21 protein-coding genes are annotated in these 24,299 nt (G+C 72.9%); 9 read left to right on the forward strand and 12 right to left on the reverse strand.

The window, feature by feature from the left end; genetic code table 11:
* Positions 1-79 precede the first annotated feature (79 nt).
* From NYZ95_RS20505 to pdxR, 4 genes are all read right to left on the reverse strand, one after another.
* Positions 80-958 (reverse strand): Rv0361 family membrane protein, encoded by an 879-nt coding sequence (locus tag NYZ95_RS20505; RefSeq protein ID WP_262852644.1) that lies wholly within the window; start codon positions 956-958, stop codon positions 80-82.
* A gap of 61 nt (positions 959-1,019) precedes the next feature.
* Positions 1,020-4,511 (reverse strand): TM0106 family RecB-like putative nuclease, encoded by a 3,492-nt coding sequence (locus NYZ95_RS17655; RefSeq protein ID WP_262852645.1) that lies wholly within the window; start codon positions 4,509-4,511, stop codon positions 1,020-1,022.
* A gap of 67 nt (positions 4,512-4,578) precedes the next feature.
* A complete protein-coding gene (locus NYZ95_RS17660) occupies positions 4,579-6,039 on the reverse strand; it encodes a hypothetical protein (protein WP_262852646.1) in 1,461 nt (486 codons plus the stop codon).
* A 23-nt stretch (positions 6,040-6,062) separates the two neighbouring features.
* Positions 6,063-7,565, reverse strand: coding sequence for a MocR-like pyridoxine biosynthesis transcription factor PdxR (pdxR, locus tag NYZ95_RS17665; RefSeq protein ID WP_262852647.1), 1,503 nt, complete (start codon positions 7,563-7,565; stop codon positions 6,063-6,065).
* 28 nt (positions 7,566-7,593) lie between these two features.
* Here pdxR and NYZ95_RS17670 point away from each other — a divergent pair, with 28 nt between their 5' ends.
* Both NYZ95_RS17670 and NYZ95_RS17675 read left to right on the forward strand, forming a co-directional pair.
* Positions 7,594-8,493, forward strand: coding sequence for a DMT family transporter (locus tag NYZ95_RS17670; protein ID WP_262852648.1), 900 nt, complete (start codon positions 7,594-7,596; stop codon positions 8,491-8,493).
* A 24-nt stretch (positions 8,494-8,517) separates the two neighbouring features.
* On the forward strand, positions 8,518-9,663 hold the full coding sequence (locus NYZ95_RS17675) for a GTPase family protein (RefSeq protein WP_262852649.1): 1,146 nt from the start codon (positions 8,518-8,520) through the stop codon (positions 9,661-9,663).
* Between the two features lie 9 nt (positions 9,664-9,672).
* Here NYZ95_RS17675 and NYZ95_RS17680 read toward each other — a convergent pair whose 3' ends face one another.
* Genes NYZ95_RS17680 through NYZ95_RS17695 form a run of 4 tightly spaced genes read right to left on the reverse strand, consistent with a single transcriptional unit; the run spans position 9,673 to position 12,120 of the window.
* Positions 9,673-10,797 carry an aromatic acid exporter family protein gene (locus NYZ95_RS17680; protein ID WP_262852650.1) on the reverse strand — a complete coding sequence of 375 codons (1,125 nt, stop codon included), beginning with the start codon at positions 10,795-10,797 and terminating at the stop codon, positions 9,673-9,675.
* A 29-nt stretch (positions 10,798-10,826) separates the two neighbouring features.
* Positions 10,827-11,252: an SRPBCC family protein gene (locus tag NYZ95_RS17685; RefSeq protein ID WP_262852651.1), complete on the reverse strand. Its 426-nt coding sequence runs from the start codon at positions 11,250-11,252 to the stop codon at positions 10,827-10,829.
* Positions 11,249-11,605 (reverse strand): DoxX family protein, encoded by a 357-nt coding sequence (locus tag NYZ95_RS17690; RefSeq protein WP_262852652.1) that lies wholly within the window; start codon positions 11,603-11,605, stop codon positions 11,249-11,251. The genes NYZ95_RS17685 and NYZ95_RS17690 overlap by 4 nt, the downstream gene beginning before the upstream one ends.
* On the reverse strand, positions 11,602-12,120 hold the full coding sequence (locus NYZ95_RS17695) for a CGNR zinc finger domain-containing protein (protein ID WP_262852653.1): 519 nt from the start codon (positions 12,118-12,120) through the stop codon (positions 11,602-11,604). Before NYZ95_RS17695 ends, NYZ95_RS17690 begins: the two co-directional genes overlap by 4 nt.
* A gap of 48 nt (positions 12,121-12,168) precedes the next feature.
* On the opposite strand from NYZ95_RS17695, the gene NYZ95_RS17700 reads away from it, so the two are divergent.
* Together NYZ95_RS17700 and NYZ95_RS17705 are read left to right on the forward strand one after the other, a co-directional pair.
* The gene (locus tag NYZ95_RS17700; RefSeq protein WP_262852654.1) at positions 12,169-12,804 is read left to right on the forward strand and encodes a LysE family translocator; all 636 of its coding nucleotides are present in this window, start codon (positions 12,169-12,171) and stop codon (positions 12,802-12,804) included.
* Positions 12,801-13,454: a GrpB family protein gene (locus NYZ95_RS17705; protein ID WP_262852655.1), complete on the forward strand. Its 654-nt coding sequence runs from the start codon at positions 12,801-12,803 to the stop codon at positions 13,452-13,454. The genes NYZ95_RS17700 and NYZ95_RS17705 overlap by 4 nt, the downstream gene beginning before the upstream one ends.
* Here NYZ95_RS17705 and NYZ95_RS17710 read toward each other — a convergent pair.
* Genes NYZ95_RS17710 through NYZ95_RS17725 form a run of 4 tightly spaced genes read right to left on the reverse strand, consistent with a single transcriptional unit; the run spans position 13,434 to position 17,548 of the window.
* A complete protein-coding gene (locus NYZ95_RS17710) occupies positions 13,434-14,816 on the reverse strand; it encodes a vWA domain-containing protein (protein ID WP_262852656.1) in 1,383 nt (460 codons plus the stop codon). The two genes, NYZ95_RS17705 and NYZ95_RS17710, sit on opposite strands and share 21 nt — an antisense overlap.
* On the reverse strand, positions 14,813-15,691 hold the full coding sequence (locus NYZ95_RS17715) for an AAA family ATPase (RefSeq protein WP_262852657.1): 879 nt from the start codon (positions 15,689-15,691) through the stop codon (positions 14,813-14,815). Before NYZ95_RS17715 ends, NYZ95_RS17710 begins: the two co-directional genes overlap by 4 nt.
* 25 nt (positions 15,692-15,716) lie before the next feature.
* Positions 15,717-16,991 (reverse strand): DUF445 domain-containing protein, encoded by a 1,275-nt coding sequence (locus NYZ95_RS17720; protein WP_262852658.1) that lies wholly within the window; start codon positions 16,989-16,991, stop codon positions 15,717-15,719.
* 29 nt (positions 16,992-17,020) lie between these two features.
* The gene (locus NYZ95_RS17725; protein ID WP_262852659.1) at positions 17,021-17,548 is read right to left on the reverse strand and encodes a helix-turn-helix domain-containing protein; all 528 of its coding nucleotides are present in this window, start codon (positions 17,546-17,548) and stop codon (positions 17,021-17,023) included.
* Between the two features lie 131 nt (positions 17,549-17,679).
* On the opposite strand from NYZ95_RS17725, the gene NYZ95_RS17730 reads away from it, so the two are divergent.
* The 5 genes from NYZ95_RS17730 to hrpA are packed head-to-tail and all read left to right on the forward strand — an operon-like array spanning position 17,680 to position 24,289.
* Positions 17,680-18,348, forward strand: coding sequence for an AzlC family ABC transporter permease (locus NYZ95_RS17730; protein ID WP_262852660.1), 669 nt, complete (start codon positions 17,680-17,682; stop codon positions 18,346-18,348).
* Positions 18,345-18,656, forward strand: a complete 312-nt coding sequence (locus tag NYZ95_RS17735) for an AzlD domain-containing protein (protein WP_262852661.1) — start codon at positions 18,345-18,347, stop codon at positions 18,654-18,656. Before NYZ95_RS17730 ends, NYZ95_RS17735 begins: the two co-directional genes overlap by 4 nt.
* Before the next feature lie 44 nt (positions 18,657-18,700).
* Positions 18,701-19,597, forward strand: coding sequence for a KPN_02809 family neutral zinc metallopeptidase (gene ypfJ / locus NYZ95_RS17740; protein WP_262852662.1), 897 nt, complete (start codon positions 18,701-18,703; stop codon positions 19,595-19,597).
* 5 nt (positions 19,598-19,602) lie between these two features.
* A complete protein-coding gene (locus tag NYZ95_RS17745; protein ID WP_262852663.1) occupies positions 19,603-20,397 on the forward strand; it encodes a CPBP family intramembrane glutamic endopeptidase in 795 nt (264 codons plus the stop codon).
* 25 nt (positions 20,398-20,422) lie between these two features.
* A complete protein-coding gene (gene hrpA / locus NYZ95_RS17750; protein WP_262852664.1) occupies positions 20,423-24,289 on the forward strand; it encodes an ATP-dependent RNA helicase HrpA in 3,867 nt (1,288 codons plus the stop codon).
* Positions 24,290-24,299 lie beyond the last annotated feature (10 nt).

The following is a 24,299-nucleotide window of genomic DNA, read 5'->3' on the forward strand; positions in this document are numbered from 1 at the left end:
TCTCACGCCGAAGGGGAGAAAGCTGGGAGGAATTGCACGCGCGCCGCAGCCCGGAGGCTGCGGCGCGCGGAGAACGGCATCAGGGTGCCGGAGGCGTCACCGGGCTGCCGAGGCTGCCACCACCGGGGATCTCGTCGAGGTCGGGCATCTCGATGTCCGGAACCTCAATGTCCGGAACCTCGACGTCAGGGATGTCCATGTCGGGGATCTTCATCTGCGAGACGTCGGCGGTGCCGAAGGCGTCGACCTTCCACTCGCCGTCTTCCTTGACGAGCTCGAGCTTCTGGTCGTACTCGCTGCCCATCATCTTCATGGTGACGGTCGAGGTCGCCTTGTCCCCGTCGACCTTGGTGTCCTTGAGCGTGTACTCGGCGTCCTTCAACGCCTTCGCCATGCCCTCGGAGGACTGCTCGTCCTTGAGCGACTCCTTGCACTTGTCGGCGCCCTCGCCGCTGCGGAAGTTGTCCGTCGTGACCGCGACGAGCGCGTCGCAGTCCATGTCCTTCATCGCGGACAAGAACTTCTCGGACGCGTCCTCTGCGGTCGATCCACCGCCACCGCCGTCGCCGAGGAGGAAGACGGCACCGGCCACCACGGCGACCAGGAGAACGGCCGCCCCGCCGATCAGGCCGAGGAGCAGGCCCTTGTTCTTGCCCTGGGGCTCCGGGCCCTGCGGACCCTGGCCGTAGTACGCCTGCTGGGGCTGCCCGTACGGCTGCTGGCCGTACGGGGCCTGGCCCTGCGGCTGACCGTACGGCGGCTGACCCTGCGGGGGCTGGCCGTACGGCTGCTGGGGCTGCTGGCCGTACGGCTGCTGGCCCTGGTGGGGCTGGCCGTAGGGCTGCTGGGGCTGCTGGCCGTAGCCGGGCGGAGGGCCTTGCGGGGGACCTTGGGGCGGCTGCTGTCCGTAGGGGGGCTGAGGGCCGTTCGAGGGTCGGCCTGACCACTGATCGCTCACGCCGATACGTTACGCGACTCGGGTGTCTCTCAGGAGCCCCCTGCGAGCACGTTCTGGCCGGTCACAGGCGCAGGAACGCCCCCAGCTCGAGGACGCCGCCCGGGGTGCGCGGCATGAACGAGGTGAGGGCGCCCGAGCGCACGATCTCGGCGCGCCACTGGGCGCGGGAGATGGCCACGTTCACCCGGTGCCGGTCGAGGAGGAACCCCATGCCGCGCGGCACGTCGTCAGGCGACGACGCCGCCAGCGTGACGAGCACGACCGGCGCCTCCTGGCCCTGGAACTTGTCGACCGTGCCGACCCGTACGCCCTCGATGCCGGCCTCGTCGAGCACGCGCCGGACCAGGTGGACCTGGGCGTTGAACGGCGCGACGACGAGGATGTCGGAGGTCGTCAGCGGACGCGCCTCCCTCCCAGGGCTAGGCGTCCACGGCGTCGCGAGGAGCTCGCGGACACGGACGACGACCTCGGCAGCCTCCTCGACCGAGGACGTGCGGTTGCCGTGGTGGTCCAGCAGGACCGACACGACTCCGGGCGAGACTCCGGCAAGGTCGCGCTCGGTCGTGCACGGGTGTGCCTCGAGCGCGCCGGCGTACGACAGGTGGGAGACGGCCCCGCAGAGCGACGGGTGCATCCGATAGCTGGTGCCGAGGAAGTAGCCGAGCTCCGGCGGCATGGCGGCTGCCCCCTGCATCACCCACCCGAGGGCGGAGGCGTCGACGGGCTCGCCGTGGGTCCCCTGGCTCACCTGCGGGAGCTGCTGCGGGTCGCCGAGCAGCAGCAGCCGCTGCGCGGCGACCGACACTCCCACGGTGGGGGCGAGCGCGAACTGTCCTGCCTCGTCGATGACCAGGAGGTCGAGCGCGCCGCGGGCGACGCGGTCGGCGTTCGTGAAGTCCCAGGCGGTCCCGCCGAGGACGTACCCCCGTCCGGCGGCCTCGGCCAGGAAGTCGGCGACGCCGTGGTCGGGCAGCCGCCGCCACGCCGGATCGGTCGTCCTCGCCTTGGGCTTGCCGACGACCTCGGCGTCGAGCCCTGCCTCGACGACCTTGTCGAGGACGTGCTCGACGACCGCGTGCGACTGCGCCACGACCCCGACCCGCCAGCCGTACTCGGCGACGAGTCGGCGGATGACGCGCGCGGCCGTGTAGGTCTTGCCGGTCCCCGGTGGACCCTGCACCGGGACGTACGAGGCCTCGAGGTCGCGCAGCGCGGTCACGAGGTCGTCGACGATGTCACCGGTGTGCGGGAGCGCGGAGCCCGCACGCAGCCGTGGTCGGCGTCGCGCGATCACGTCGTAGGCCGGCCCGTACGGGAGGGTCGGGCCTTCGGCCGCGGCGGCCGCGCACTCCGCGATCGCCACCCGGATCGACTCCGCGGACGGCGGCGGACCGGGCGTGATCGCCGTGGGGAGCCGGTCGTGCGGGCCGACGGCGCGGGTCGCCTTCTCACGGACCAGCACCGCCTCGGGCGCGCCGTCGTCGCCCTGGCCCACGGGAGTCAGGCCGTCGACCGTCGGGGTGTACGCCCGGACGCCGTCGACGGACGTCCTGCCGCCGTCGGGCCCGGGGAGGTCGTACAGGAGGAAGGCACCGTCACCGTCGCCGACCGTCGTGCCGGGCCCCCACTCCCCCTCAAGCCGCAGGGTGCGCCGAGCGAGCTTGCGCCCCTCGACCCGCCAGTCGTCGACGACCTCGGCGGACTCCACCACAAACACGTCGCGCGACGCGGCCCACTCGTCGACCGGGGCCCGCAGCCGGTCGAAGTGCGCCCACCAGTACGGGAGCGACTCGCGGCGGTAGTAGCCCAGCGCCGCGGCCAGCATCGCGTACGCCTGCTCGGACGCCGTGCGCTCGCCGCGGTCGACCGGGCCGGAGCGCGCGAGCAGCTCGGAGGCGAGCGCCGCGTCGTCACGCGGCTCCTCGCCCTCCTCGTCCCCGGGCTCGGGGACCTGGGCGGGCGGTCGCCCTGGTGTGACGCCCGCCGCGGCTCCCACGCCGAGCAGCCAGTCGCGCAGCCGCAGCGTCGACAGGCAGTCGTAGGCGTTGTAGTCGGCGAGCTCCTTGAGCCGCCCCTCCGCCTCGTCGGCCCGGCCGTCCTCGACGAGCGCGCGGTACGCGTGGTACTCGACGATCGAGGCGTCCCCCGCCTGGACCTCGCCGGCACGCAGCTCGTCGGCGCCCATGTAGAGCGGCTCGAGCTTCTTGATGCTGTACGACGGCTGCGAGACGCGGACCGCTCCGCGCACCACCGCGTACAGGTCGACGAAGACGCCCGCCCGCAGCAGCGCGTCCAGCTCACGCTCGTGGGTCGCGTAGCGGGCGACGAGGCGCTTGAGGGCCGCGGTCTCGTACGGCGCGTAGTGGTAGACGTGCAGGTCGGGGTAGCGCTCGCGCCGCGCGAGGACGTAGTCGAGGAACGCCACCAGCGCGTCGCGCTCACCCGCGCGGTCGTGCGCCCACCACGGCAGGAACGCGCCGCGCGACTGCCCGGGCGCCGGCGCCTCCATGACGCCCCAGAGATATTCGAGGCCCCACTCGGAGAGGTCGCCCTCGTGGTAGAGCGGGTCGCCCTCGAAGTCGAAGAACACGTCACCCGGGGACGGCGGCGGCATCATCGCCAGGTGGGTGGGCGAGACGAGCTCGTAGCTGACCTCCGGCCGGCCGTCGGGGCCCGGCCCGGCGTCGCGCTGTCGTTGCTGAAGCCTCGCCTGGGCGTGCAGACGCTCGAACACCGCCTGCGGCATGCCGGGCGGAGGCTCGGTCGCAGCGACGAGCTCGTCGAGCGTCCGCACGCCGGCGGCGCGCAGCTTTTTGCGGTGGTCGACACGTAGCCCGGCGACGACCAGCACGTCACCGGTCGCCGCGATCGACTCCGTGCACGCGGCGCAGCGCCCGCACGCGACGTAGCGCTCGTCGCCCCACACCACCGCGCCCTGCTCCGCATGGTGCTCGGCGACGAGGTGGCGCAGCCGTGCACGACGCGCCTCGAAGACCGGCAGCACCTCGGCGAGCGGGAACAGCTCTCGCCGCCCGTCGCCGAGCAGGAGGACCACCGAGGGCGCCACGGGCTCGCCGAGCCGCGCCAGCTGGTCGGCGTACGCGGCGAGCTGCAGGAGCGCCTTCGCCCGCGCCTCGCGGGCGAGCTTGGCGTCGCAGACGACCCAGCCGGCCTCGGAACGCTCCACGAAGTCGGCGTAGCCGTGGAACTCGCCGTCGAAGAACCCGGCCTGGGAGACGACGCGCGCCCCCGAGTGCAGGGCCCGAAGGGTCGCCGCCTGCAGGTCGCCGAGCACCTCGACGCTCGGCCGCCCGACGCGCGCGATCTCGGCGACCTGGGCATCCCCGTACGCGGCGCGCAGCCGTCGCAGCTCGCGCGCCTCGTGGGCGTCGCCGAGCCGGGCGATGTGCTCGAGCATCGCGTCGTCGCCGGAGGGCACCGCCTGTGCACGGCCGAGCCGGGCGTCGAGGCTGCGCAGGAACGCGAACTCGCACTCCGACGCGAGCGTCAGGTCGGACGCGCTCCAGACCACGTGACCCTCGAGCACGAACACGGGTCGGCTCCTCTCCGCTGACGTGCCAGTGAGCGTACGGGACGGGACCGACAGGTCGCGGGAGGCGTCAGCGCCGGCGCAGCGTGGACGGCAGCCCCGCCACGGCGGCGACACCCAGCGCGGAACGGGGCTCGTACCCCACGCGCCACAGGCCGCCGTGGGCCGCCGCGTCGGCGAACAGCTCCTCGGGGTGCTCGCGTCGTGGGACGGGCCGGTTCAGGTCGCGCACGAGCAGCGCGGCCATGAGCGTGCGGGTCGTCTCGGGCGGGAAGATCTCCACGCCGAAGTGGTGCGCTCCCGCGTACGCAGCGGCCAGGAGACGGTTCTTGGTCACCGACCGCGTCCAGGTCGCCGGCGCCACGTTGAACGACACCCGCTGCCCGGCGTCCTCCGCGACGATCCCGCGCCAGCGCTGGATCCGCTTGGCCATCGCGTAGTTCGGGCCCTGCTGCGGCACGAGGATGTCGGCGACCCCCGAGCCGTCCGGGAGCACCGTGGCGTAGTTCGGCAGGAACAGGCGACCCCGGCTGGCTGCACGCAGCGGGGCCTGGAGCCACCGGACCGGCCCGCGCTCGTCGAACGCCCGCGTGCCGGCCTCGACCACGTCAGCCGGCACGACGAAGGCGTCCGTGGGGGTCGCGAGGTAGGCGAGCGCCGTCCGCGGGTCCTCCTCGGTGAGGCGCGCGAGGATCGCGTCGACCGCGGCGGTGACCCGTACGTGGGCGCCGCCATCGGCATAGGCGTACATGCCGACGGCGAGGCTGCCTTCCCCGCGCACGTCCCGGGCCTGCCGCAGCCAGGCGAGCACCTCGGCGGTGCGGCCCACCAGGTCGGCGCCGGGCACGTCCCCGACGACCGGGTACGCGAGCGTGCCCGCGCCGCTCTCGGCGATCCCGAGGATCCGGTCCCAGACGCGCTCGACCGGCACGTCGACGGCGAGCACGTCGGCACCCCACGCGCACAACGGTCCGAGCGGGCTCATCTCCGCTCCGGCGCCGAGCAGCACGAGCGTGCGGCCGCCGAGCGCGAGCCACTCGGGATGGTCGACGACCTCGCTCACGGCCTCGACGAACGACGGCTCGACGACGCCGTCGGCCTGCCACCGTGCGAGCTGGTCGCGCAGCGCTCCGCCGCTCAGCGAGCGGCCCTTGTACGGCACGCGCAGCTCGGGGACGCGTGGGGCGCTGCCGGAGACCGTGCGCGTGGCGAGCGGCAGACCGTCCGCGTCCCAGTCCTTCAGGCGGACTTCGGACGAGCCGTGGGTGACGACCATCCGCTCGTGGACCGCGCGCAGCCCGGCCTGGGCCATCGCCAGCGCTGCCTTGGGTGTCTGCGCCGACGCCGCCGTGGCACGGCCGACGAGCGAGACGTAGTCGGACCGCCAGGACGACGAGCGGTCGATCTCGTCGGCGAGGGTCAGGTCGACGTCGCGGACGGCGTCGGCGAGCACCCCGCGTACGGTCGGCGTCGAGGGGCGCTGGTCGTCGAGGGTCGGGAAGGCGATCTCAGGACTCGTGGGTGACTGCACACCCCCAGTATCTGAGGTAACCCTCACGTTTTGTCCAGCACCCCTCGTACGACGTCCGCGACGACGCGAATACCGGCATCGGCCGACCCGGCGGAGTTCGCGGCATAGCCGAGCACCAGACCGGGCGTCCCCGGCAGGACGCGGTGGAGCGACAGCGGGTGCGTCTTGACGCCTCTGGCCAGCGCCTCCTCGGCGATCGCACGGTCGTCGAGACCTGCGGGCAGGGTCACCACGAGGTGCAGGCCGGCCGCAGCGCCCTGGACCTCGGCCTCGGGAAGCCGCGCCGCCAGCGCGGACACCATCGCGTCTCGGCGTCGCCGGTGACGCGCACGCAGGGTCCGCAGGTGCGTCTCCATCGCTCCCGACTCCATGAGGGAGGCGAGCACGAGCTGCCCGAGCGCGGGGTTGCCGAGGTCGACGTCGCGCTTGAGGGCGAGGACCTTCTGCCTCAGTCGCGCCGGAGCCACGAGCCACCCCGTACGGAGCGCCGGCGCCAGCAGCTTCGACACGCTCCCGGCATAGGCGACGTCGTCTCCGAGCGTCCCGCGGAGCGCGGGGACGGGCGCGCGGTCGTAGCGGTGCTCGGCGTCGTAGTCGTCCTCGAGGACGAGCCCGCCGTCGGCGACCCAGCGGGCCAGCGACCGGCGCCGCGCTCCGCTGAGGACGACGCCGGTCGGGAACTGGTGCGCAGGGGTCAGCACGGCCGCGCCGACTCCGCTCGCGCGCAGCGCGTCCACCCGCACGCCCTCGGCGTCCACCGGGACCGGCACCACCTCGACGCCCTGGCGCCGCAGCTGCTGCCGCGCACCGAACGAGCCCGGGTCCTCGACACCGATCTGCTGGAGGCCCTCGCCGCGGAGCACGTGCGCCAGGAGGAAGAACGCCTGCGCGACCCCGGCGACCACCACGACGTCGTCAGGAGTCACGCGGATGCCGCGGTTGCGGGCCAGCCAGCGCGACACGGCGACGCGCAGCGCCGGGGTGCCACGCGGGTCGCCGTAGCCGAGGTCAGCGGCGCTTCGGCCCGTGAGGATCTCGCGCTCCGCACGCAGCCACGCCGCGCGCGGGAACGCGCTGAGGTCGGGAACGCCGGGCGACAGGTCGATGCGCGCCGGCGCCGCGCGCAGCCGGTCGACGAAGTCGGCGTCCTCAAGGTCGGAGAAGACCGGTCCGGACGTCGTACGCGGACGCGCCGGCTCCGCCGCGGCCGGTCGTACGGGACTGGACACGACGATCGTCCCCGCGCGTCCGCGGCCCTCCACGTGCCCCTCGTCGGCCAGCCGCTGGTAGGCCTCGGTGACGACGCCGCGGGACACGCCGAGGTCGTCGCTGAGCGTGCGCGAAGCCGGCAGCCGGGTGCCGACCGGCAGCGACCCGTCGAGGACCGCGTCGCGGATCCCCTCCGCCAGGCGCGCCGCGAGAGATCCCACGGGCGCTCCCGAGAGGTTCAGGCCGAGGAAGTCCGCGCCGGAACCGGCCTTGTCGGAATTGGCCTTGTCGGTCGACGTCGCTTTGGACCTGTCCACGAGACCAATCGTGCCGGAGCGTGGAGTCATGCACCAGACCAAGACCCCGCACCCGACTTCCTACCTCCCCGGCGCGCTCGGCATGGCCCTCGTCGGCGGCAGCGTCGCCGTCTCCCACGTCCTCGTCGACGCGCCGCTCATGACGGCGCAGGCCGTCCGGTACGCCGCGGCCGCCCTCGTCCTCGTCCTCGTGGCGCGCGGTCTGGGCCGCGCCCTGCCTCTCCCCCGCGGTCGCGAGTGGCCGCTCCTCCTGCTGCTCGCCGGGTCGGGTCTCGTGCTCTTCAACGTCGCGCTCGTCAGAGGTGCGGAGCACGCCGAGCCAGCCGCGATCGCCGTCGCCGTCGCGTCGGTGCCCGTGGTGCTCGGCGTCGTCGGCCCTCTCCTCGAAGGACGCACCCCCACCGCACGCATCCTCGTCGCGGCCGGGGTCGTCACCGCGGGCAGCATCCTCGTCCAGGGCACCGGACAGACCGACGCGACGGGGGTCGCGTACGCCGGGCTGGCGCTGGCGTGCGAGGCGGCGTTCACCCTGCTCGCCGTCCCGCTGCTGCCCCGCCTCGGCGCCTGGGGCGTCTCCACGTACGCGGTGGTGATCGGCGCGGTGATGTTCGCCGCGCTGGCGGTGCCGCTCGAGGGCGTCGGCGCCGTACGTCGGCTGGACGCCACCCACCTCGCCGCCGTCGCCTACCTCGCGGTGATGGTGACGGCCGTCGCCTTCGTGCTCTGGTACGCGACGGTGGCGCGCGTCGGGAGCGCGTCCGCGGGTCTGCTCACCGGGGTGGCACCGGTCGCCGCCGCCCTGCTCGGCGTGGCGGTCACCGGTCACCTGCCCGGCCCGTTGGTCTGGACCGGCGTCGCTGTCGTGGTGGCCGGGCTCGCGAGCGGCTTGAGGGTGCGCAGGCGGCCGGTGCGCTTCGCCCGACGGTGACCACACCTCTGGCAGGCTGGAGGCGTGCCCGAGACACCGACCGAGAGCTGGTTCGCCGACGCCTTCCGCGGCGCCTGGGAGAACGAGCAGCGCAAGCTGGGACGCTTCAACCTCGCGATCTTCGGCAAGACCGGCGTCGGCAAGAGCACGCTGGTCAACGCCATCTTCGGCGACGAGATCGCCGCCACCGGCATCGGTGAGCCGGTCACCCGCGAGGAGCACCTCTACCTCCACACCAGCGGCACGCTCGGGGTGCTCGACACCCGCGGGCTCGAGGTCGGCGTCGACAACGACGCGATCCTCGCCGAGGTCACCGACCACGTGACCCGCATGCGACGTCGTCCGCTCGAGGACCAGGTGCACGTCGCGTGGTTCTGCGTACGGGCGGGTGACCGCCGCTTCGAGGACACCGAAGCCGACTTCGTCCGCGAGCTTGCGCGGCTGGGCGTCCCGGTCATGCTCGTGATGACGCAGGTGCCGCAGGTCGGTGGCCGGATCCACCCCGACGCCCTGGCGCTCGCGGCGGAGATCGAAGCACGCGAGCTGCCCGTGCACCGCGGCAAGGTCTTCCTCACGATGGCGGTCGCCGACACCTTCTCCGGCTACGAGGCGCACGGCCTCATGGAGCTGCTCGATGCCACCTTTCGCTGCGCCCCGGACGGCGTAGCGGCGGCGATCACCGCCGCCCAGCGCATCGACCTCGCCCGCAAGCGCAAGCGTGCCGGTGACGCGATCAAGGTCGCGACGAGCGCGGCCGGCACCGCGGGCGCGAGCCCGATCCCGTTCTCCGACGCCGCGGTCCTCGTGCCTCTCCAGATCACGATGATGGCCTCGATCGCCCACACGTACGGCCTGTCGCTGGAGCGCTCGACGGCGGCGTCGCTGGCCGCCACCGCCGCGGCGACGGTCGCGGGGCGGACGGCGGTCACGAGCCTCATCAAGTTCGTGCCGGGTGCCGGCACGCTGGTGGGCGGCACGATCAACGCGGCCGTCGCCGGGACGCTCACGTACGCGGTCGGCCACGCGTGGACCCGCGTCTGCGAACGCCTCACCCAGGGTGAGCTGCAGAGCGTCGGCGGCGTGCTCGACAGCGCGCTGATCCGCAAGGTGTTCATGGAGGAGTTCCGCAAGCAGGCCAAGCGCCGGCGTACGGACGCGATCGACGGCTGACCGCACGGCTCAAGCCGGTGGGCGGCGGCGCCGTCGCGGGGGCCAGGCAGGTGAGGCGAGCGGGGGGATCCCGCCGAGGTCGGTCGCACCCTCCTCCACCGGGATCGCGCCGAGGATGCGGCGCAGGCTGACGAGGACCGCGGCGCCCGGGTACGACTCCTCGCCCCGGTCGACGGAGGCGGCGACCACGCCGGCGAGCCGCTCCACGGCCGCGGACAGCACCTCCGCCTCGGCGGCGCGGACCTCTTCGTGGCGTGCGAACCGGCGCACGACCACGGCCAGGTCGCGCAGCGTCTCCGCGACGATCGAGGCAGCCTCGCCACCGGGGCGCAGCCACCGTCCCTCCGAGGTCTGCACCTCGCCGAGCGTGTAGGCGAGGTTCTCGCTGAGCGCGGCCACGCGTTCGACCACGTCCGCGATCGCACGGCGCCGGGCGACGACGTCGCGCCACCGTCCGGCACGGACGTTCCCGCGCAGTGCGTCGTCCAGCGCGTCGTGGCTCTCGCGCAGGCGCAGCGCCTCCGGGAGGAGCTCGCGCGTGACGTTCTGCCACGCCACGCTGTCGTCGGTCGCGACCAGCGCCGCGGCGATGTCGTCGAGCTGGGCGGCCGCCTGGTCGGCCACCGCCTCCAGGTGGCGCTGCGCGACGCGGACCGGCACCGGCGGCAGCACGAACGTGACCGCGAACCCGATGGCCGCCCCCAAGGAGACCTGGCCGACCAGACCCGACACGAAGGCGGAGGTGTCGAGGTTGCCGAGGATGTACGTGAAGAGTGCCGCCGAGATGACCCAGTTCCTTTGGCCCCCGAGCAGGTCCCACCCGGCGGCCACCACCGCCACCCCCACCAGCAGACCGACGCCGACCGACCCGGGCATCGGCATCGCGTGGAACGCGGCCCCGATGGCGGCGCCCAGCAGCAGGGAGCCGAACAGCTGCCCGGCGTCACGCAGCGAGCCCACCACGTTCGGGTGGACGACCAGGACCGCCCCGAGCGGCGCGTAGTAGGCGTAGTCGCCGAGCGGCGACGGCATGAGGTTGCCGAGCTGCCACGCGACCGCGGCCGCGACGGCCGCCTTGACGGCGATGTGGAGACGTGACCCGAGCAGGGGGTCGCTGCTGCTGGTCGACCTCATCCCGCCACGGTAGTGCCGCGGCGCCGCGCTCAGCGTGCCCGGTGCTCGGCCGCGCCCGCGAAGGTCGCTGCCTCCCGCTCGACGAGCGCGCGGTAGTGCGCGCCGCCTATCGCCCACAGCGGGCGCGAGAGGAAGCCGGTCTGCTCCAGCACCAGCTCGAGGCGCGAGGCCGTCCCCCGCGGGACCACCCGGTGGGCCCCGGTCGTGGTGGTGCCGGGGACCGCCATCCGCCAGGTGAACGCTGTCCCCGGCTCCAACGCCGTCACCGTCCAGCGCATCGCGCGGATGCTCGGCTGGCGCACCTTGTAGGCGGCTCCCCGCTCCAGGCCGCTGCCGCGCACCTGCTCGACCTTGAGGAAGCTGTCGCTGAGCATCGGCCACTCCGTGGGATCAGCGAGCACCGACCACAGCACCACGGGAGGGGCGTCGACGTCGACCTGCACCTCGTACCTCACAGGAACGACCACCAGAGCGTCGCGACGCAGAGGACGAGCATGCCGGTGGCGTTCACGAGCATGTTGCGACCGAAGTCGCGGGCGCGGGCGTGCATGGTGAGAGCGACGAGGAAGTAGGCGATGAGCGCCACCGTCGTCACCGCCCCCAGGTAGGGGATCCAGATGCCGGCGACGAGCCCGGCTGCGGCGGCCAGCTTGACCGGGGTGAGGACCCACCAGTACCGAGCCGGGAATCGGACGTCGGTCAGGCATGCACGGACGAAGGCCACCGGGCCGATGCACAGCACGGCATCGACCGCGCTGATCACGGCCAGCACCACGACCGGCCACACCGGGTCGGGAAGTGCGTTCACGCTCTCTCCTCCGTGCGCTGTCGACGGCGGTGCGCCGCGACGCGGACGCGTCCGCCGCACTGAGAGGAACAGTAGCGCCGGGGGCGGCCACGCGGCGCATCGATCCAGACGTCGACACACTCCTCGCCTCCGCACACCCCGATCGCGGCCGGCCCCCGGGTCAGCACGACCTCGGTCAGCGTCCGCAGGGTGGCGACGAGGAGGGCGTCCACGGCCCGCGCCGGCTCCCACTCCTCGTACGCCTGGCCCGTGGGCGCCTCGCGCAGACGGACCGTCAGCCCGGTATCGACAAGGAGCGCGTCGAGGCGGCGTACGCGTTCGCCCACGGACGCGGCGGCGAAGACCGGGTGCAGGAGGTCGGCGACGCGCACGAGGTCGTCGGGATCCGCTCCGGCGTCCAGGCCGACGACACCTGGGTCCGGAAAGGGCTGTCCCTGCTCGCCGGCCTCGACGCGGGGACGGGTCCCCCACTCGTTCACCAGCGTGACCAGGGCGTAGGGCCGTAGGTGGGTCATGCCAGCTACTGTAACGCTAAACACCGCTTTTTGCGTTACTGTTACTCGATGGTCGATGTGTCCGCCCTTCCCGCATTCGTCCTGGCCGTCACGGCCGTCACGCTGGCGCCAGGGCCCGACAACACCTACATCGCCGCGGTCGCCCTGAGGCACGGGCCGAAGGCGGGGGTCCTCTCCGCGTTCGGCATGGCGTGCGGCATGGTCGTCCACGTCACCGCGGCCGCCCTCGGCCTCGCAGCCCTCCTCCGTCTCAACCCGGAGATCATCGTCGTGATCCAGGTGGGCGGAGCGGCCTACCTGGCCTGGCTCGCGTTCGACGCGGTCCGCGGGCTCGGCAGCCGGACGGCGATGGACGGCGTCCCCGCGACGCGCGACGTGCTCGTCCGCGCGACCCTCACCAACCTCACGAACCCGAAGGTGATCCTCTTCTTCGCGGCCTTCCTCCCCGGATTCGTGAAAGACGGTCACGGAAGTCCCGCTGTCCAGATGCTCACGCTCGGGACGCTCTTCCTCCTCGTGGGCCTCGTCTGCGACGTCGCCATCGGCGTCCTCGCCGGGCGGCTCGGGCGCGCGCTCGACGCGCACGGACGGGCCGGCACGACCCTGACCGTGGTCGCCGCCTGCGTGTACGCGGGGCTCGCGGTGCTCCTGCTCGTCGAGGCCGCCCGTACGCTCGCGGAGTGAGCACGCACCCCCTCTGGCGCCCGTACGAGATCCCCGACCAGGCGACGACCGATGCCGCGTTCGTCGCCGGCACCGAGCCGCGCAACACGACCGGCCGCATCACGGTCGTCCCGTACGACCCGTCGTGGCCGGTGACGTACGCGGAGCTGGCGGCTGCGATCCGCCACGCCCTCGGGGACCAGGTGGTGGCGCTCGAGCACGTCGGGTCCACCTCCGTGCCCGGGCTCGCCGCGAAGCCGATCCTCGACATCGACCTCGTCGTGCCCGACCCCGCCGACGAGGCATCGTACGTGCCGGCGCTGGAGCGCCTCGGCTACACGCTGCGGATCCGTGAGCCGTGGTGGGAGCAGCACCGCATGCTGCGGCTCGAGGCGCCGCTGGTGAACCTGCACGTCTTCGGGCCGGACGCCGCGGAGCCGCGACGCCACCTCATGTTCCGCGAGCGGTTGCGCAGCGACGCTGCGGACCGCGCGGCGTACGCGACGCTCAAGACCGACCTCGCGGCGCAGCGGTTCGATCGGGTGATGGAGTACAACGCAGCGAAGGCGGCGTTGATCTACGCGATCTACGAGCGTGCGTTCGCGGCGGACCCGCAGCACCCGCACGACCCCCAGCCGCTCGAGAACACCTCAGACCGGCAGGAGCCGTGAGACCACGCCCGAGAGCTGGTCGACGGTGCGGCACTCGTGCATGTCGACCACCTGGGCGTACGCCGGGGCGACGGAGTCGCCGAGCCCCCACCGGCTCTCGTGCTCGGGGTTGAGCCAGAACGTCCGGCGCGCGCGGCCGACGATGTCGCGCAGCGCGTCGAGGTCGGGGTCGAGGTGGTTGGAGCGCGCGTCACCGAGGATCAGCACGCTCGTCCGCGGGCCGATTGCGGCGCCGTACCGGCTGACGAACGAGCGCAGCGAGCGGCCGTAGTCGCTCGACGGGTGCCACGGGGCGACGTTCGCGTTCGCCATGATCCGCTCCGCCAGCGCGGCAGGGTCCGCCTCGCCCGACGTGATCAGCTCGGTCACCTCGTCGGTGTGGTTCACGAACGCGAACACGCGCACCTTGCTGAACTGGTCGCGCAGCGCCTGCACGAGGAGCATCGTGAAGCCGGCGAACCCCGCGACCGACCCCGAGACGTCGCACAGCAGCACGAGCTCAGGACGGGCCTTGCGCCGGTGCTCGTACGCCGGGCTCAGCGGCACTCCCCCGTACGACATCGAACGCCGCAGCGTCCGCCGGATGTCGACCTGGCCGCGGTTGCGTCGTCGACGGCGTGCCGAGAGCCGGGTCGCGAGTCGTCGCGCCAACGGCTGGACGGTCCGGCGCAGCTCGAGGACCTGGTCACGGCTCGCCGAGAGGAACTCGACCTGCTCGGCGTCGGGCCGCACGGCGTACCTGGCCACGCGGTCGCGGTCGCGCACCTCGGCGGTGCGCCGCGTCGCCTCGGTCTGGACGAGCGCGCGGAACCGCTCGACATCGCGGCGGACCTCGTCGCGGTCGAGGCGCTCGACGAACCCCTCGCTGCTTCCGCGCGCGGCCAGGGCGCGCACGATTGTCGTCTGCGGGCGCAACTGCTCCAAGGTCTGGCGCGCCGACCAGCCCGACCCTGACGCGCCGGGGCCCTCGCCGCCGTGGACCTGCCCGAGCGCCTCGACGGCCGACGCGGCGACGTCTTCGAGCGCCTGGCTGCTGCCCCGCGCGAGGGCGTCGACGAGCGCGTCGCGCAGAGACCCGACCGAGTCCTGCGGCTCGGAGGCAGCGTCCGCCTCGCGGTCGTTCTCGCGCGCGCCGACACCCAGAGGGAAGTACACGTCGAAGACGGCGTCGAAGACTCTGCGCTGCCCGGTCCGCCGGACCAGGGACGCCGCCAGCCCTTCACGCAGGAGCGTGCGGTCGGCGAGCGAGAGCACCTCCATCGCGCGCGCGGCGTCGACCGTCTCGCTCGTGCCGACGACGAGTCCGTGGCCGCGCAGCGCCTCGACCATCGCGACCAGTCTCGCCGGCAGCGCCTCGCTCATCGTCGTACGTCCGCCTCGTCGAGCTGCAGGTGCTGGCGCGCACGCGCGATGTCGTCGGTGTGCTTGAGCAGGACCCCGAGCGTCTCGCGGACGACGGCCTCGTCGAGGGTGTCGGCACCGAGCGCCAGGAGCGTACGGGCCCAGTCGATGCTCTCCGAGACCGACGGCGCCTTGCGGAGGTCGATGCGGCGCAGCGCGTTGACGACCCGTACGAGGGAGGCGGCGAGCACCTCGTCGACGCCCGGGACGCGGGTCCGGACGATGCGCTCCTCCAGCTCGGGGTCCGGGAAGTCGATGTGCAGGAAGAGGCAGCGACGACGCAGGGCCTCGCTCAGCTCACGGGTGGCGTTGGAGGTGAGCACGGTGAACGGCGCGTGCCGCGCGGTCAGCGTGCCGAGCTCGGGGACGGTGATCGCGTAGTCGCTGAGGACCTCCAGCAGGAGGCCCTCGATCTCCATGTCGGCCTTGTCGACCTCGTCGATGAGGAGCGTGCGCGGCGTCTCGGAGCGGATCGCCTGGAGCAGCGGCCGGGCGAGCAGGAACCCGTCGGTGAAGATGTCGTCGCGCGTCTCGTCCCACGTCTCGCCCCGACCGGCGGTGATGCGCAGGAGCTGCTTGGCGTGGTTCCACTCGTAGAGCGCCCGCGCCTCGTCGACCCCCTCGTAGCACTGGAGCCGTACGAGGTCGGCTCCCGTGGCCTGCGCGACGGCGCGCGCCAGCTCGGTCTTGCCGACACCGGCCGGCCCTTCGACCAGCAGCGGCTTGTCGAGCCGGTCGGCCAGGAACACGGTGGTCGCGACGGACGGCGACGCGAGGTAGCCGAGCTCGGCCAGACGGTCGGTCACGTCCTCGACGGAGGCGAATCGCTCACTCACGGGCCCAGCCTAAGGCCCGGTCCCGTCACAGCAGGTGCGACAAGGCGTGGATCGTGACCCCGGCCAGCGCGCCGACGACCGTGCCGTTGATCCGGATGAACTGCAGGTCGCGTCCGACGTGGAGCTCGATCTTGCGCGACGCCTCCTTGCCGTCCCACCGGTTGACCGTCTCGGAGATCACGGTCGCGATCTCGTCACCGTAGTTCGTGACGACGAAGGCGGCGGTGTCGCTGAGCGTCCGGTCGAGGCGCGCCTGGAGCTCGGTGTCGGAGGCGACCCGCTCGCCGGCTTCGCGCAGGATCGTCTCCGTACGGCTGCGCAGCATGCCCGCAGCGTCGTCGAGGGAGTCGAGCAGCGCCTGCCGCAGCCCGCTCCACAGCGCGACCGCGACGTCGACGACACGCGGCTGCGACAGCACCCGCTCCTTCAACGCCTCCGCACGCGCGATGGTGTCCGGGTCGTGCTGCAGGTCCTCGGACAGCGTCACGAGGAACGCGTCGAGCGACTGGCGTACGCGGTGCTCCGGATCGGACCGGACGTCGTCGACCCACGCGAGCGCCTCGCGGTAGAGACGGGTCGAGATCTTGTCGTCGACCCACTGCGGTGTCCACCACGGCGCACGGTCGGCGACCATGCCCTCGACGGTCTCCTGGTTCTCGAGGAGCCAGCGGTGCATCTCCTCGACCCCGATGTCGACCAGCCCGTGGTGCGCCCCGTCGCGGACGATCTCGCCCAGCGCCTGGCCGGCTGCTGGGCTGAGCTCCTCGGACTTCAGCCGCGGCACCACGACCTCGCGAACGATCGCGGCCACGTCGTCGTCGTCGATGCGCGACAGCCCGTCGCGCAGGACGCGCGAGCCGATGTCGACGATGCGGCGCGCGTGCTCGGGGCGCGAGACCCACTGCCCGATCCGCAGGCTGATGCGGGCCGCCTCGACCCGCTCGCGGACGACCGCCTCGTTGAGGAAGTTGTCGGACACGAACTCCTGCAGGCTGGCGCCGAGGGCGTCCTTCCGCTTGGGGATGAGCGCGGTGTGCGGGATCGGGAGGCCGAGCGGGTGCTTGAAGAGCGCGGTCACGGCGAACCAGTCCGCGAGCGCACCGACCATCGCCGCCTCTGCGCCGGCGTTGACGTACCCGAGCCCGCCCTCCTCCCCGTACGTGAAGGCGTACACGATCGCGGCGAGGACGAGCAGGCTCGTCGCGAGAGTGCGCATGCGGCGCAGGCCACGTCGGCGGACCTCGTCGGATCCCCCGAGCGACGCCGGCACGGTGAACCCGAGAGCGCGCGTGTCAGTCACGGGTGAAGGCTATCGGGCCGCTCCGCGCGTCACCGCTGCTCCGTCACGACGACCGCCGTGGTCGCGGGCTGGAGCGCCTCGAACACGTGCGGCACATCGCCCGGATAGACCATGTAGTCGCCGGGGTCGAGCACGACTGGGTCGTCTGCCGGACCCACGCGCGCGCGCCCCGCGCTGACGACGACGTGCTCGACGGTGCCCCGCGGGTGCGGCTCGGACCGCCGCGCAGAGCCAGGCTCGGCGGTCACCAGGTAGAGGTCGCGCCGTGCGTGCGGAGGGCAGGCCGACAAGAGCGTCGCCGCGTACGCCGCCTCGCCTGCCGCGACCTGCGGTCCCGTCCCCGCCCTGACCACCGCGACATGGGGCGTCTCGGCGTCGACCAGGCGCGAGAACGGGATGCCGAGCGCCGTGCTCAGCGCCCACAGCGTCTCGACGCTGGGGTTCGCGCTCCCTGCCTCCAGCTGGGACAGCGTCGACTTCGCGACGCCGGCCTGCTGGGCGAGCTTCGAGAGGCTCAGGCCTGCCGCCGTGCGCTCATGGCGCAGTGCACGCGCCACGACGGGACGGAGGTCGGTCGGCCGTTCGGTAGACAAGTCTGCGTGTTCGGCTTGACGATCGGTGCTCACCCTCTCATGCTAGAACGATGCGTTCGGTTTGGCGAACACTTGATCGGTCCTTCGCAAGGACCGTGCTCCCGCTCTGCCTCACCGTCGCGCTGATCGGCGTCTCGTACGGGGTGAGCGCGACGAGTGCCGACTTCGCGCTGTGGCAGGTGGTCCTGCTCGCGGTCGGCGTGCTCGGCGCCTCCTCGGAGCTGCTCTTCGTCGCGCTCGCGGCAGCCGGAGCCCATCCTGTCGTCGCTGCGGCCGCGGGGCTCCTCGTCAACGTGCGGACCACCGCGTACGGGATGGCGCTCGCGCCGTTGCTGCGTCCGGGCCGGGAGCGGGCGGTCGGTGCGCACCTGGTCAACGACGAAACGACGGCGCTCGCCACCGCCGCACCCACGAGGGCCGCCGGCCGTCGGGCGTTCTGGGTCTGCGGTCTCGGGATCGCGGTCGCGTGGCCGCTCGGGGCGGTGCTCGGCGCGGGGCTGGGCCGGGTCGTGCCGGACCCGGGCGTGTGGGGCCTCGACGCCGTGTTCCCAGCCGTCATCGCCGCCCTGGCGCTGTCGGCGCTGCGCCAGAGGGAGACCCTCGCGGCCGCCGCGGTCGGCGGTGCGGTCGCCGTCGTCGCGCTCCCCCACCTCGCACCCGGGCTCGCGCCCGTGGCCGCGCTGCTGGGTCTCCTCGTCGTCCCGCTGGCCGGCCTCGTACGACGGCCCCAGCACCGCCGACCGGGGTCAGGCAGGCGACCGTGAGCGCCGCGGGTTTCGTCGTCGGCCTCACCGTCCTGGCCCTGGGGACGTACGCACTGCGGTTCGGCGGGGTCGCGGCAGGAGGCCGGATGCCGATGACCGACGACGTCCGAGGACTGGTGGACCGCGCGGTCGCGGTGCTCCTGGTCGCAGTCGCACTCACCGGAGCGCTCTTCGACGGTTCCTCCCCCGCCGACGCCGCCCGTCCAGCCGGGGTCGCGGCCGGCGTCGCCGCCGCGGTCCTTCGCGCGCCGCTGGTCGTCGTCGTGGTCGTCGCCGCGGTGACGACAGCCGCCCTGCGTGCCGCGTGAACGCTCGCGCCGCCGGGCGCACGCGCGCGTCCTAGACTCCGACCATGACGTTCAACGAAGGCGCCGATCTCGACACGAGCCAGGTGCGCAGCGGGGGCTCCAGCCGAGGCGGAGTTCTCATCGGCGGTGGTGCCGGCTCGATCATCCTGCTCGTCATCGGCCTCCTGCTCGGCGTGAACCCGTTCGACCAGGGCGGCGGCGCCGCATTCGACACCTCGCAGGTCCAGCAGGCGGGCGCGTCCGAGGCGGACTTCTCGCAGTGCCAGACCGGTGCCGACGCCAACCGCGACGTGACCTGCCGGATCGTCGGCACGGTCAACAGCGTCCAGGACTACTGGCGTGACGCCCTGCCGGCCGACGCGAACCGGCAGTACCGCGACGCCTACACCGTCCTCTACTCGGGGCAGACCCAGTCGCCGTGCGGCACCGCGAGCAACGCGGTCGGTCCCTTCTACTGCCCGACCGACGAGCAGATCTACATCGACGCGGCGTTCTTCGACGAGCTGACGTCACGCTTCGGAGCCGACGACGGCGCTCTCGCGCAGATGTACGTGGTCGCGCACGAGTACGGTCACCACGTCCAGAACATCCTCGGCGTCCTTCAGTACGCGCAGCAGGACCGTCAGGGCCCGACCTCCGGCGCCGTACGGGTCGAGCTGATGGCCGACTGCCTCGCCGGCGTGTGGGCCCACCACGCAGCCAACACCCAGGACGAGGACGGCACCACGCTGATCAAGCCGCTGACCAAGTCCGACATCTCTTCGGCCCTCTCGGCCGCCGCCGCCGTCGGTGACGACCGCATCCAGGAGTCGGCCACCGGGCGGGTCAACCCGGAGAGCTGGACCCACGGCTCGGCCGAGCAGCGCCAGCGCTGGTTCCTGGCCGGGTACGAGGCCGGCACCCTCAACGCCTGCGACACCCTGTCCGCCAAGAAGCTCTGAGTCCGGTGGCCCCTGCCTTCCCGGGCACGCTCGTCCCCGATCCCGCCCGCGTCGCCGCCCCCGAGCGGCGGCTGCTGAGCACCGAGGTCTGGATCGTCCTCCTGCTCTCGCTGCTGCAGTCGGGCGTGTACGCGACGGTGTCGCTGATCGCGAAGCTGACCCGGGGGCCGCTGGCCGAGCAGACGGCGACGCTCAACGCCTCGCGCAGCGACCGTCCGTGGCTCGACCTGACGTACCAGGTGCTCGGCATCGGCTTCGCGCTGATGCCGGTCGCGCTCGTGCTGTACCTGCTGGTCCGGTCGGGCGACCGTCCGCGCCGCGTGCTCGGCATCGGCCGCGGCTCGGCGGCCGGCGACGCGGGCTGGGGGGTCGGCCTCGCGGCGCTCATCGGCATCCCGGGGCTCGGCCTCTACTTCGTCGGGCGCGCGCTCGGGATCACCGCGACGATCGTCCCCAGCGCGCTCGACGACCACTGGTGGCGCATCCCCGTCCTCCTCGCGTCGGCGCTGATGAACTCGGTGCTCGAGGAGGTCATCGTCGTCGGGTACCTGATGTGGCGGCTGACCCAGCTGGGCTGGAACCGTTGGACGGTGCTCGCGACCAGCGCGGTGATCCGCGCCTCGTACCACCTCTACCAAGGCATCGGGCCGGCTCTCGGCAACGCGGTGATGGGTATCGTGTTCGGGTACTGGTACCAGCGGACCGGGCGCGTCGTCCCGTTGGTCGTGGCGCACGCGGTCCTCGACATCGTCGCGTTCGTCGGGTACGCGCTGTTCAAGGACGCGCTGAACCTTCCCTGATCACTACAGCCCTAGGGGTTCTCGGATGACCGTCGGCGAGCTGCGCACGCGGCTGCGCGAGGTGTCGCTGCGCGACGAGCGACGCCTGCGCCGCCGCCTGGACCGCGCCGCGTCCCAGCGCGACGCGGGCCGCCGTACGCACGAGATCGCCGAGCTCGAGAAGCAGGTCGAGGCGGCCGAACGTCGGGTCGCCCGCCGGGCGGCCTCCGTGCCGGCGCTGGAGTACCCCGCCGAGCTGCCCGTCACCGACCGTCGCGACGACATCGCCGACGCGATCGAGGCGCACCAGGTCGTGGTCGTCGCCGGCGAGACCGGCTCGGGCAAGACCACGCAGCTGCCGAAGATCGCCCTCGCTCTCGGCCGCGGGGTGCGCGGCACGATCGCCCACACGCAGCCGCGGCGGATCGCCGCCCGCAGCGTCGCCGCCCGCATCGCCGAGGAGACCAAGTCAAGCCTCGGGGAGCAGGTCGGCTACGCGGTGCGCTTCGACGACCGCTCGAGCCGCGACACGCTCGTCCGCGTCATGACCGACGGCGTGCTGCTGGCCGAGATCCACGACGACCCGCTGCTGCTGCGCTACGACACCGTGATCGTCGACGAGGCGCACGAGCGGTCGCTGACGATCGACTTCCTGCTCGGCTACCTCAAGCGGCTCCTCCCCCGGCGGCCCGACCTCAAGGTCGTCATCACCTCCGCGACGATCGACCCCCAGCGGTTCGCCGAGCACTTCGCCGACGCCGACGGCAACCCGGCGCCGATCATCGAGGTCAGCGGGCGGACGTACCCCGTCGAGGTCCGCTACCGTCCGCTCGCCGAGCGCGAGGACGGCGACGTGCTCGCTGCGATCAGCGACGCCGTCGACGAGCTGGGACGCGAGTCCGACGGCGACGTCCTCGTGTTCCTGTCGGGCGAGCGCGAGATCCGCGACGCCGCGGACATGCTGCGCGACCGCAAGCTGCGGCGTACGGAGGTGCTCCCGCTGTACGGCCGGCTGTCGGCGGCCGAGCAGCACAAGGTCTTCGAACCCCACACCGGGCGCCGGATCGTGCTCGCGACGAACGTCGCCGAGACGTCGTTGACCGTGCCCGGCATCCGGTACGTCATCGACCCCGGCACGGCCCGCATCTCCCGCTACAGCCAGCGGCTCAAGGTCCAGCGGCTGCCGATCGAACCCGTCTCGCAGGCCAGCGCGAACCAGCGCGCCGGCCGCTGCGGGCGTACCTCGGACGGCATCTGCATCCGCCTCTACTCCGAGGAGGACTACGAGGGCCGCCCGGAGTTCACCGACCCGGAGATCCTCCGCACGAACCTCGCCGCCGTTTTGCTGCAGATGGCCTCGCTCGACCTCGGCCCGGTCGAGGACTTCCCGTTCCTCGACCCGCCCGACCAGCGTGCCGTGCGCGACGGCGTCAGCCTCCTCGAGGAGCTCGGCGCTCTCACCGAGGGCGCCAGGGGGATGCGCTCGTCGCTCACCGAGACGGGGCGGCAGGTCGCCGCCTTCCCGCTCGACCCGCGCCTGGCGCGCATGCTGGTCGCGGCGTCCTCGTACGGGGTGCTGCGCGAGATGCTCGTGATCGTCTCGGCGCTGTCGATCCAGGACCCTCGCGAGCGGCCGCTCGAGGCGCAGCAGCAGGCCGACGCGAAGCACGCGCGGTTCAGCGACTCGACCTCGGACTTCCTCGCTTACCTCAACCTGTGGAACTACCTCCGCGAGCAGCGTCGCGCGCTCTCGGGCAACGCGTTCCGCCGGATGGTGCGCGACGAGTACCTCCACTTCCTGCGCATCCGCGAGTGGCAGGACGTCCACGCGATGCTGCGCGACCAGTGCCGCGGCATGGGCCTCGACCTCAACAGCACACCCGGCGACCCCGACCGGGTCCACCAGGCCGCGCTCGCCGGCCTGCTCTCCCACATCGGGCTCCGCGAGGGCGACACGCGCGACTTCCTCGGCGCCCGCAACGCCCGCTTCGCGCTCTTCCCCGGCTCCGGCCTCGCCAAGAAGCCGCCGCAGTGGGTGGTCGCCGCCGAGCTCGTCGAGACTTCACGTCTCTTCGCCCGTACGGTCGCCAAGGTCGAGCCCGCGTGGATCGAGGAGGAAGGCGCGCACCTCCTCAAGCGCACGTACTCCGAGCCCCACTGGTCGCGCCGCCGCGGCGCCGTCATGGCGCACGAACGCGTGACCCTGTACGGGGTGCCCGTGGTCGCGGACCGGCTCGTCTCGTACGGCAAGGTCGACCGCGAGGTCGCGCGCGAGCTGTTCATCCGCCACGCGCTCGTGCAGGGCGAGTGGAGCACCCACCACCCGTTCTGGACTCACAACGCCGAGGTCCTCGCCGAGATCGAAGGCATCGAGGACCGGGTCCGCCGACGCGACATCCGCGTCGACGACGAGGCACTGTTCGCGTTCTACGACGAGCGTGTCGGACCCGAGGTCGTCTCGGTCCGCCATTTCGACTCCTGGTGGAAGAAGGCACGCCGACGCCAGCCCGACCTCCTCGACCTGACTCCGGAGGACCTGGTCCGCGACGAGGCCGACACCGTGTCGCTCGACGCCTACCCGACGACCTGGGAGTCAGCCGGCCTCGCCCTGCCGCTGTCGTACGCGTTCGAGCCCGACAGCGACGTCGACGGCGTCACCGTGGACGTGCCGTTGGAGCGGTTGGCCGACCTGGACGAGACCGCGTTCCTGTGGGGCGTCCCTGGATACCGCCAGGAGCTGGTGACGGCGCTGCTGCGCGGCCTCCCCAAGCAGGTCCGGCGGCAGTTCGTCCCTGCACCTGACGTCGCCCGACGCCTGATGGCGCTGCCGCTCGACACCTCGCTGCCGGTCGCGGAGGCGATGTCGGCCGGGCTGCGCGCGCTGACCGGTGACGTGGTGAAGCCGGAGACGTTCGACCTGTCCTCCCTCCCCCGGCACCTGCGGGTGACGTTCCGCGTCCTCGACGGGGAGACCGAGGTGGCACGCGGGAAGGACCTCGACAGCCTCCGCCTCGCGCTGCGTCCGAAGGTCGGTGCCACGATCGCCGCCGCGTCGAGCAGCATCGAGCGCGACGGGATCCTCGCCTGGGACCTCGGGACGATCCCCTCGGAGGTGACGTCGACCAGCCGCGGCCACGAGGTGACCGCGTACCCGGCGCTCGTCGACCGCGTCACGCACGTCGACCTCAAGGTGTTCGCGTCGGCGCAGCACGCCGAGATCGCGATGCGCGAGGGTGTGCGCAGGCTCCTCGCGCTCAACACCAGCTCGCCTGCCGCCCAGGTCTCGAAGGACCTCGGCACGCGGTCGCTGCTCGTCCTCGCCGGCGCGCCGTACCGGTCGACGTCCTTGCTCATGGCCGACTGCGTCCTGGCCGGCATCGACGCCGTCACCGGGCGGGCGGTCGTCCGCGACGGTGAGGCGTTCGCGCTGCTGCGCGAGCAGGTGCGTTCGGAGGGGTACGCCCAGACGCTCGCCGTCGCACGAGAGGTCGAACGCACGATCTCCGACCTCGGCGCGCTGCGCGGCGATCTCGACCGCTACCGCACCGCGAAGCCGCAGATCGTGCGTGACGTCGAGGTGCAGGTCTCCTGGCTCGTGTACGACGGTTTCGTCGCCGAGACCGGGCTGGAGCACCTGCGGCACCTGCCGCGCTACCTCCGTGCCGCCGCGCACCGGCTGCAGCACGCCGACGACCGCAGCGAGGCGCACAAGCGCGACACCGTCCAGGACCTGGAGGCCCGCTTCTACGACGTCGTCGAGAACCTCCCCGACGTCGAGCGCCGCTCCGACGCCGTGCTCGAGGCGCGGTGGGCGCTCGAGGAGCTGCGGGTGAGCCTCTTCGCCCAGCGCCTGCGCACCGCGACGACGGTGTCTGCCAAGCGGGTGACGAAGCTCATCGACGCGATCGGCTGAGCGCAGACCG

The sequence above is a fragment of the Mumia quercus genome, from assembly GCF_025506335.1.
In the GTDB taxonomy this organism is placed as follows: domain Bacteria; phylum Actinomycetota; class Actinomycetes; order Propionibacteriales; family Nocardioidaceae; genus Mumia; species Mumia quercus.

What these genes read in the sequence shown, in the direction of transcription:
- NYZ95_RS17670 (WP_262852648.1), top strand. Translation starts at nt 7,594, where the DNA reads ATGCACCAGACCAAGACCCCGCACCCGACTTCCTACCTCCCCGGCGCG.
- NYZ95_RS17680 (WP_262852650.1), bottom strand. Translation starts at nt 10,797, where the DNA reads ATGAGGTCGACCAGCAGCAGCGACCCCCTGCTCGGGTCACGTCTCCAC.
- NYZ95_RS17695 (WP_262852653.1), bottom strand. Translation starts at nt 12,120, where the DNA reads ATGACCCACCTACGGCCCTACGCCCTGGTCACGCTGGTGAACGAGTGG.
- NYZ95_RS17700 (WP_262852654.1), top strand. Translation starts at nt 12,169, where the DNA reads ATGGTCGATGTGTCCGCCCTTCCCGCATTCGTCCTGGCCGTCACGGCC.
- NYZ95_RS17710 (WP_262852656.1), bottom strand. Translation starts at nt 14,816, where the DNA reads ATGAGCGAGGCGCTGCCGGCGAGACTGGTCGCGATGGTCGAGGCGCTG.
- ypfJ (WP_262852662.1), top strand. Translation starts at nt 18,701, where the DNA reads ATGACGTTCAACGAAGGCGCCGATCTCGACACGAGCCAGGTGCGCAGC.
- hrpA (WP_262852664.1), top strand. Translation starts at nt 20,423, where the DNA reads ATGACCGTCGGCGAGCTGCGCACGCGGCTGCGCGAGGTGTCGCTGCGC.